The organism is Azospirillum sp. RU38E, assembly GCF_900188385.1.
Lineage (GTDB): Bacteria > Pseudomonadota > Alphaproteobacteria > Azospirillales > Azospirillaceae > Niveispirillum.
The window spans coordinates 46,527-56,418 of record NZ_FZOI01000016.1 but is presented as its reverse complement, the minus strand read 5'-3'; the positions used below and the strand labels follow the sequence as shown (position 1 = coordinate 56,418).

Here is a 9,892-nt window from a genome sequence, read left to right as displayed (position 1 = left end):
CTTCGATGAGCAGCAGCCCCGACCAAGCCACAGCATTGCGCGCCGCCCTTGTCGCCGTCCGCGACATGAAGGGGCGGCTGCGCGCGCGGGAGCGGGAACCGATCGCCATTGTCGGCATCGGCTGCCGCTTTCCGGGCGGGGGTGACGGGCCGTATGGATATTGGCGCATGTTGTGCGATGGCGTGGACGCCGTCGCCCCCATCCCGTCCGATCGGTTTGACATGGATGCCGTTTATGACCCCGACCCGTCAGTGCCGGGTAAATCCTATTGCCGGCAGGCGGCGTTGCTGCCGGAGGTGCGTGGGTTCGATGCCGGCTTCTTCAACATCTCCCCGCGGGAGGCGGTGACGATGGACCCGCAGCAGCGTCTGCTGCTGGAGGTGGCGTGGGAGGCGCTGGAACATGCCGGCATCGCCGCCGACCGGCTGGCCGGCAGCCGCACGGGCCTGTTCATTGGCACCATGAACCAGGATTACGACCGGCTGGTGCGGGCCAGCGCCGATCCGGCCGATCTGGATGCCTATGTCGGCACCGGCACGGGCACCAGCTTCCTGGCCGGGCGGCTGTCCTATGTGCTGGGTGTGACGGGGCCGGCCATGGCGGTGGATACGGCCTGTTCGTCTTCCGCCCTGGCCGTGCATCTGGCCTGCCAGAGCCTGCGCGGCGGCGAATGTGACCTGGCGCTGGCGGGGGCGGCCAACCTGATCCTGGTGCCCGATACCTTCATCACCATGGCGCGGCTGAAGGCCCTGGCCGCCGATGGCCGCTGCAAGACCTTCGATGCGTCGGCCGATGGCTATGGCCGGGGTGAGGGGGCGGGGATGGTGGCGCTGAAGCGCCTGTCTGATGCGCGCGCGGCGGGAGACCGCATCATCGCCGTGATCGCCGGGTCAGCCGTCAACCATGGCGGGGCTGCCGCCGGCCTGACGGTGCCCAGCGGGTCGGCCCAGCAGGCGGTGATCCGCGCCGCCCTGGCCCAGGCGGAGACGGAACCGCATACCGTCACCTATGTCGAAGCCCATGGCACCGGCACCAGCCTGGGCGACCCGATCGAGATCGCGGCCCTGGCCGCTGTGCAGCAGGGGCGGACCACTCCCCTGCATGTCGGCACCGTGAAGACCAATATCGGCCATCTGGAAGCGGCAGCCGGCATTGCGGCCACCATCAAGGTGGTCTTGATGGTCCAGAATGGGCGCATCCCTCCGCACCTGCATTTCACCAAACCCAACCCGGCGCTGGATCTGGGTGCCGTGCCGGCAGCGGTGCCTGTGCGCCTGACGGACTGGCCTGGGCCACGTGTGGCGGGGGTCAGCGCCTTCGGCATGAGCGGGACCAATGTGCATCTGGTGATCCGGGCGGATGACACGACCGAACCGGTACAGACAGCGGCGGCGGGGCCGCAATTGCTGGCCCTGTCGGCGCGCGATGATGCAGCCCTGTCCGTCCTGGCCGGGCGTGTGGCGGCGGCCCTGTCGGCGCCAGATGCGCCGGCCCTGGCCGATGCCGCCTGGACGCTGGCCACCGGTCGGGCGCGGCTGGAAAAGCGGCTGGCGGTGGTTGCCGACGACGCGACCGATGCCGCTGTCCGCCTCGCCGCCGGTGATGGCCAGCGCGGCACGGCCCCCCTGGGCGGGCGGACGCGGGTGGCCTTCCTGTTCAGCGGCCAGGGCAGCCAATATGCCGGCATGGTGACCGGGCTTTACCGGGATGAACCGTTGTTCCGCGAAACGGTGGACCGCTGTCTGGCGGCCATGGCAGACTTGCCGGATCTGGCTGATATCTGGCTGGGCGGTCGGGAGGATGCGCGCCTGAACGACACGGCATATGCCCAGCCGGCCCTGTTCGCGCTGCAGGTGGGGCTGGTGGCGCTGTGGCGCGGGCTGGGGGTGGAACCCGATCTGGTGCTGGGCCACAGCGTGGGTGAATTCGCCGCCGCGTGGGCGGCCGGGGTGCTGGGGTTGGAGGATGCGGCGCGGCTGGTGGTGGCACGCGGGCGGCTGATGCAGGCCCTGCCGCGCGACGGTGCCATGATTGCGGTCTTCGCACCGGCGACCGATCTGGCGGCCCTTGTCGGTGGCCGGGTGGGCATTGCCGGCCTGAATGGCGTAGCGGAGACAGTATTGTCGGGCGATGCGGCGGCGCTGGATGTGATCGGTGCCGATTTGTCGGCACGCGGCATTCGGTGGAAGAAGCTGGCGGTCAGCCATGCCTTCCATTCGCCACTGATGGACCCGGCGGTGGCCCCCTTCACCGCATTGGCCGGTGCTGTTGTCGCCAAGGCGCCCGTGCTGCCCTGGACATCCACCCTGACAGCATCGCCGGTACAGGCGGCACCCGATGGGGCCTATTGGGGCCGGCAGATACGCGAACCGGTGGCCTTCGCTCCCGCCCTGTCGGCGCTGGCCGACCAGCGGATCGGCTGCGTGATCGAGATCGGGCCTGGCCCGGCGCTGGTGGCGCTGGCCCGGCGGGAACAGCCCGATGCCGCCATCACCTTTCTGTCCAGCCTGCGGCCGGGCGGGCAGGATCGCCGCCGGTTCCTGGATGCCGTGGCCGGTGCCTGGAGTGCGGGCGTGGATGTGAAGCTGGAGGCGCTGCATCCGCCCGGCGGACGCCGGCCGGTATCGCTGCCGACATATCCGTTCCAGCGGGTGCGCCACTGGATCACCCAGCCGCCGGCCACCCTGCCGCCCCTGCTGGGCGTGGCGTGGGAGCCGGTGGCACCGCCAGCCGGTGCGGAACCGGCAGGTCGCTGGCTGGTGGTGCCGGATCGGGGTGGCGTTGCCGATGCGCTGGCGGCGGCGGGCCTGGACATGGAACGCGTCACACCGGATGCGGTGGCTGGGCGCGATCTGTCGGGTATCGCCGGGGTGCTGCATCTGTCCGCCCTGGACCTGTCCCCCTGGGCCAAGACGGCGGAACTGCGCCCGGCGCTGGAGGGAGGCTTGATTCTGGCCCGCACGGGCGTGCCCGCCCTGTGGGTGACCCGGGGCGCGCAGGGGACGGTGACCAGCCCGGCCGGTGCCACGCTCTGGGGCCTGGGTCGCACTGCGGCGCTTGAACAGCCGGAATCGGCACCCGTACTGCTGGACTTGCCGGATGATGCCGATGCGGCATCCATCATTCGCGACTTCCTGCCCCGCTTGGCGGCCTGTCGGTCGGCGGGGGAACGGCAATGGGCTTGGCGCGATGGCTGGCGCGTGGCGCGGCTGGCACCGGTTCCGGCGGTGCCGAACCAGCCGGCCCCGCTGCGGCCCGACCGCACCTATCTGGTGACGGGGGCCACGCGCGGGCTGGGTCTGGCCGTGGCCCGCGATCTGGCGGGGCGTGGTGCGAAGCACCTGCTGCTGCTGGGCCGGTCGGAACCCGATGCGGCGCTGCTGAGTGATCTGGCGCGCGACGGCGTGCGGGCCATGCCGGTGCGGGCCGACATTGCCGATGCAGACGCCGTTCGGCAGGGCATCGCCGCCGCTGACGCACCGCCGCTGGCAGGCATCGTTCATGCGGCGGGGATATTGCGTGACGGCGTGCTGACGGGTCTGGACTGGGACGCTTTTGCCGCCGTATTGGGCCCCAAGCTGGACGGGCTGGCCAGCCTGCGGGCGGTGGCGGCGGGGGTTGATCTGGATTTCATGGCCCTGTTTTCATCCGCCGCCGGCACATTGGGGTCGGCAGGGCAGGGCAATTATGCCGCCGCCAATGCCTGGCTGGATGCGGCTGCATCCGCCCTGTCCGCCGATGGAACCAGGGTGTCCAGCATCGCCTGGGGCCCCTGGCGGGCCCTGGGCATGGCGGCGGGGTCGGACGAGGCCGGTTGGGTCCGGCGCGGCGTGCGGATGCTGGACCCGGCGGCGGGACTTGCCGCGTTGGCCGCCCTGGCCGGGCGACCGGGACCGGTCGCAGTGCTGCCCTTCGACTGGAAGGCATGGCGCAGTATGGATGACAGTGCCTTCCTGGACAGGCTGGCCCCGCGCGGGTCGGTGGAGATTGTCGCGGGTGGCGACCTGGCCACCCTGCTGAACCAGACCCCGCCCGGGGAGCGGCTGCGGCTGGCGGAGCGGGAAGTCGGTCGGGTGATGCGGTCGGTGCTGCGCTTGCCGGAAGAAATGGCGGTCGATCCCGACCAGCCGTTCAGCGTGTTTGGAATGGATAGCCTGATGGCCCTTGAATTGCGTGGTGAGTTGGCCCGCCGGATCGGCCGGCCCTTGCCGGCAACCCTGACCTATGACCATCCCACGCTGGCGGCCCTGGCCCGCCTCATCGCTGGCGACCCGCCGTCCGTGCCGGTGGTGAAGCAGGCCGCACCCAGCGCCCTGCGCGAGAAGGTGGCCTCGATGGATGAGGCGGCCCTGGCCGATTATGTGCAGCGCAAGCTGGCCGCCCGCCGGGGGAGCACGCGATGAACGGTGAGAGACTGGACCCCACCCGCGAACTGCTGCTGCTGCTGGAAGAGGCAGAGGCCCGTATTGCCGACTTGGAGGGCGCGCGCCATGCCCCCATCGCCGTGGTCGGCATGGGCTGCCGCTTCCCCGGTGCTGAGAATATCGGCGCCTTCTGGAACCTGCTGGTGCAAGGCCGGTCCGCCGTGGGCCGCGTGCCCGCCGACCGCTGGGACGCGGATGCCTGGTACGATCCTGACCCGGATGCTGTGGGCCGCATCTATTCCCGTGATGGCGGCTTCCTGACACAGGTGGATGGGTTCGATGCCGGCTTCTTCGGTATCTCCCCGCGTGAGGCGGAAAGCCTGGACCCGCAGCACCGCCTGTTCCTGGAGGTGGCGGCGGAGGCGCTGGAGGATGCGGGTATGCCGCTTGACCGGCTGTCGGGCAGCGCCACCGGTGTCTATCTGGGGATCGGCAGCGGCGATTATCTGCGGGTTCTGGGCGACCTGACGCAGCGCGAACCCTATTATGGGCCGGGCAACGCCTATAGTGCGGCGGCTGGCCGCCTGTCCTATCTGCTGGGCTTGCAGGGGCCGTGCATGGCGGTGGACACGGCCTGTTCATCATCGCTGGTGGCCGTGCATCTGGCCATCCAGGCGTTGCGGGCCGGGGAATGTGACGCGGCGCTGGCCGGCGGGGTCAACCTGATCCTGTCGCCGGAAACCACGCTGTATTTCTGCCGCATGGGCGCGCTTGCCCGCGACGGGCGTTGCAAGAGTTTCGATGCAGCCGCCGATGGCTATGTCCGGGGCGAAGGGTGCGGCGTGGTGGTGCTGAAGCGCCTGTCGGATGCGATGGCAGCGGGCGACAATGTCCTGGCGGTGCTGCGCGGATCGGCGGTGAACCAGGATGGCCGCAGCAACGGCCTGACCGTGCCCAATGGCCCGGCGCAGGAGGCGGTGATCGCCCGTGCCCTGGCCGATGCGGGCGTGGAGGCCGCCGACATTTCCTATGTCGAGGCGCATGGCACGGGTACCCGCCTGGGCGACCCGATCGAGGTCAATGCTTTGGCGCGCGCCCTGCGTCCGGCGGAACTGAAGCATGTGCCGCTGGTTCTGGGGGCGGTGAAGACCAATCTGGGCCATTTGGAAAGTGCGGCCGGCATGGCCGGGCTGATCAAAACGGTGCTGGCGCTGAAGCACCGCACCATCCCGCCGGTGCTGAACTTCACCCGGCCCAATCCGGAGATCGACTGGTCGGTCGCTGACCTGCGCGTGCCGACCCGCGCCCAGCCTTGGGACGTGGCCCAGCCCATGGCCGGCGTCAGCGCCTTCGGCTTTGCCGGCACCAACGCCCATGTGGTGGTTGCAGCGGCACCGGACTTGCCGGCACTGACGGTTACTGAGGCCCCCCGGACCCTGCTGCTGCCCTTGTCGGCCCGCAGCCCCGGCGCCCTGCGCGATCTGGCTGGTGCCTATCGGGACCGGTTGGCGGGCGGTGCCGATGCCGCTGCCCTGTGTCGGGCCACGGCGCGACACCGCGCCCATTATCCGCACCGGCTGGCTCTGACGGCGACCGATGCCGCCGGCCTGCGCGAGGCGCTGACCGGCTGGCTGGACGGGCGGGACGAGGGGGAGGGATGGCAGGCGCTGGCCAGCGCTGGTGTCGCATCACGGCCGCGCGTGGCCTTTGTTTTCCCTGGCCAGGGCGGGCAATGGGCGGGCATGGCGCGGGACTTGATGGATGATCCCGTCTTTGCCGGCGCGCTGGAGACGGCCAGCGCTGCGCTGGCACCGCATCTGGGCCTGTCCGTCGCCGGCCTGATCCGCGAAGGGGCGGTCTGGGACCGGATCGACCGGATACAGCCGGCCTTGTTTGCCCTGCAGCTGGCGCTGGCCGCCCTGTGGCGATCCTGGGGGATCGTGCCCGACATTGTTCTTGGCCATTCGATGGGGGAGGTGGCGGCGGCGCATGTCGCCGGCATCCTTTCGCTGGACGATGCGGCCCGTATCATCGCCCTGCGCAGCCGCCTGTTGTCCGGCATTGCCGGGCAGGGGGCGATGCTGCTGACCGACCTGTCGCTGGCGGATGCAGAGGTGCTGCTTGCCCCCTTCCAAGGCCGCCTGTCTGTGGCAGTGGCCAATAGCCGTCGGTCCACGGTGCTGGCCGGCAATGCCGGCGATATCGAGGCGTTGGCCACACAGCTGGAGGCCGAGTGCACCTTTGCTCGCAAGGTGAAGGTGGATGTGGCGAGCCACAGCCCGCAGGTTGACCCGCTGCTGCCAGAACTGGCGGTGCTGCTGCGTGACCTGTTGCCGCACGATGGCCGGGTGACAATGGTTTCCACCGTTACCGGTGCGCCCGTGAAGGGCAGGGAACTGGATGGGGATTACTGGTGCCACAATCTACGCCGGCCCGTGCTGTTCGGCACGGTGGTGGAAGGGCTGGTGGCGCGGGGCACGGATATCCTGATCGAGATGGGCCCGCATCCGGTGCTGGTGCCGGCCATGGCGGAGAATATCCAGGCCGCCGGCCGGCCGGCGCTTGCCGTCGCCTGCCTGCGCCGCGACGTGGCCGCAGCGGGCCCGCTGGCCGAGGCGGCGGCCGCCCTCTATGCCGCCGGGGCCGGGCTGGACTGGCCGGCGCTGCTGCCCGGCCCGGTGCCGCCCCTGGATCTGCCGCACTATCCCTGGCAGCGGCAACGCTATTGGGCAGAGCCGGTGGCGGGCGTGCGCATCGCCCCGCCGCCACCCATCGCCGCCGGGGAGACGGAGATCGGCGGCTATTACGACCAGGGTGCCGCCTATCATGAGGCGCGGCTGGCCCAAGGCGGTGTCGCGGCGTCGCAGGAGGTGCTGAGCGGTTATCTGACCTGGAGCCTGCTGCCCGTGCGCGTTCCCGGTTTCTCCTGGCTGCGCACGGTGTTCCAGCCCGAACATGATCCCGCGCAGCAGAAACTGCTGGTCGATGGACAGCTGGAACTGCGCCGGCTGCTGTTCCGGGGAATCGAGATGGCCAGCCTGAAGCGGGTCTTCGATTTCGGTTGCGGCTATGGCAGCGACCTGATCGATCTGGCGGCGGCACATCCTGGCCTGTCGGTGGAGGGCTATACATTGTCGGCGCGTCAGGCGGAGATCGGCAATGGAAGGGCCGCCCGCCTGGGGCTGGGCGACCGGGTACGGCTGTATCAGCGCGACAGTGCCGCCACACCCTTCCCCGGCATCTATGATCTGGTGTTCGGGTTCGAGGTGTCGGGCCTGATCGCTGACAAGGCATCGCTGTTCGCCAATATCCGCAGCCATCTGGCGCCGGGCGGGCGGCTGATTCTGGCAGAGGTGTTGGCCACAGGCTCCTCGTCGGTGGATCTGCCGGAACTATCGACATATTCGGCCACCACGGCGCAGTTCGCAGAACTGTTGGCCGGGGCCAGGATGCGCCTGCTGTCCTGCACCGATGTCAGCGGCCCCATCGCCAATTGCCTATATGACGGGGATTTCGAGGCCAATCTGGCCATAGTGGCCGCCGATCCCGCCGTCGATCCGGCCCTGGTCCGCCATGTCGCCATGTATCCCAATGTCGGGCGGGCGCTGGATGCGGGCCTGATGATCTATGCCCTGATGTCGGCGGTCCATGACCCCTTTGCACCTGTGACCGAACTGCTGGCCCATAACCGCGTGGCCCTGGACCGGCCCACAAGCTATCAGCAGGCCCGCGCCCTGCTGCCGACAGCCGCACCCGACCACGCGCCCTGGCTGTGGCGCATCGATTGGCGGCCGGCGACGCTGCCGCCGGTCGCGACGGCGGGGGCGGAATGGCTGCTGGTCGGTGGCGGCGACGGGGAACGGGCGGCCCTGGCATCGGCCTTGACCCAGGCTGGTGCAAGGGTGGAGACGGCGTCCCAGGTGCCGGACGGGGTGTCCGGTTCCCTGGCCGGCATCGTGCATCTGGGGGCGCTGGGCCTGTCCGGGCTGTCGCCGGCTGACGCGCGGCGTCACGGCGTGGTCGGTGCCCTGCATCTGGTGCAGGCGCTGGCCCGCGCGGCCTTGCGCAATCCGCCGCGCCTGTGGTTGGCCACGGCCGGGGTGCAGCGGGACGGCACCGCACCAGCGCAAGGGCCTGTCTGGGGCCTAGGCCGGACGGTGGCGCATGAGCATCCCGAATTGCGCCCCAGCCTGGCTGACCTGCCATCGGTGCCGGGTGCCGATGACTGGGCGGCCTTCGCCCGGCTGCTGCTGGCCGATGTGCCGGAAACGCAGGTGACGGTGCGCGACGGTGCCCTGTCGGTGGCGCGGCTGGCGGGGGCCAAGGTGACGCTTGGGGAACCGGCAAGCCTGCGTCGTGACGGCACGTATCTGGTCACGGGCGGGCTGGGCGGGCTGGGGCTGGCGGTGGCGGAAAGGTTGGCAAAGGCAGGGGCCGGCTGCCTGGTCCTGACCGCCCGTCGCCCGCCGGGGGAGGCACAGTCGGCAGCGCTGGATGCCATCGCCGCCTGCGGCGTGGAACTGGATATCCGTCAGGTGGATGTGGCCGACCGGGCGCGCATGCTGGCGCTGCTGGACGATATCGACCGGCCCGACCGCCCCCTGCGCGGGGTCATCCATGCGGCTGGTTCCCTGGATGATGGTATCCTGCTGCAACAGGATGCCGGGCGCTTTGAACGGTTGCTGGCCGCCAAGCAGGGCGGGGCCATGATCCTGGATGAGGGCACGGAAGGCCGGGCGCTGGATTTCTTCGTGCTGTTCTCCGGCCTTGCCTCCTTCCTGGGATCGCCTGGACAGGGCAATTACGCGGCGGCCAACGCCGCCCTTGACGCCATCGCCCGGTCACGGCGGTCGCGCGGCCTGCCGGGCCTGTCCATCAACTGGTCGCCCTGGGCGGATATCGGGCTGGTCGCCAACGCTGCGGACGGGCTGAGCCAGCGCGGGGTGGAGCCGTTGCCGGCTGATCGCGGGCTGGACCTGTTGATGCGCTGCCTGGGGCTGGCGGAGGTGGCGGAACTGGCGGTGATGTCCTTTGATCGCCGCCGCTGGGCCCAGGCCTATCCGGCCTTGGCGGCGGCACCCTTGCTGTCCGACATCGCCCTGCCAGCGGCAGCGGTGCGCGAACAGCCGACCGACCTGCGCGCCGCCTTGCTGGCTGAACCGGTGGGCTGGGCCCGACAGGGCCGGCTGGAGGCGCATCTGGCCGGCGTGCTGGCCCGTGTCCTGCGCCTGTCGCCCGAAGCGGTGGAGCGCAACACGGCCTTGAAGGATCTGGGTTTCGACAGTCTGATGGCATTGGAGACCCGGAACCGGCTGGAGGCGGATACCGGCCTGAAACTGCCCGTCACCCTGGTCTGGAAACATCCGACCGTGGCCGACCTGGCCCTGCATCTGGCCGACCGGATGGAGGTGCCGCTGCTGACCGCCGCCGAGCCTGTAGCATCTGATGATGGCCTGGGCGACCTGCTGGACATGCTGGAGGGTCTGTCGGAGGACGAAGCCGAACAGCGCTATCAGGCGGAGGGCTGA

Annotated in this window: 2 protein-coding genes; both read left to right on the top strand. The window is 70.2% G+C overall.

Features of this window, described 5'->3' with window-relative positions:
- Window positions 1-5: 5 nt before the first annotated feature.
- On the top strand, window positions 6-4,403 hold the full coding sequence (locus tag CHB97_RS20485; RefSeq protein ID WP_089289873.1) for a type I polyketide synthase: 4,398 nt from the start codon (window positions 6-8) through the stop codon (window positions 4,401-4,403).
- On the top strand, window positions 4,400-9,892 hold the full coding sequence (locus CHB97_RS20480; protein WP_089289872.1) for a type I polyketide synthase: 5,493 nt from the start codon (window positions 4,400-4,402) through the stop codon (window positions 9,890-9,892). The genes CHB97_RS20485 and CHB97_RS20480 overlap by 4 nt, the downstream gene beginning before the upstream one ends.

Coding starts and splice junctions, on each gene's coding strand:
- CHB97_RS20485 (WP_089289873.1), top strand. CDS start 6: ATGAGCAGCAGCCCCGACCAAGCCACAGCATTGCGCGCCGCCCTTGTC.
- CHB97_RS20480 (WP_089289872.1), top strand. CDS start 4,400: ATGAACGGTGAGAGACTGGACCCCACCCGCGAACTGCTGCTGCTGCTG.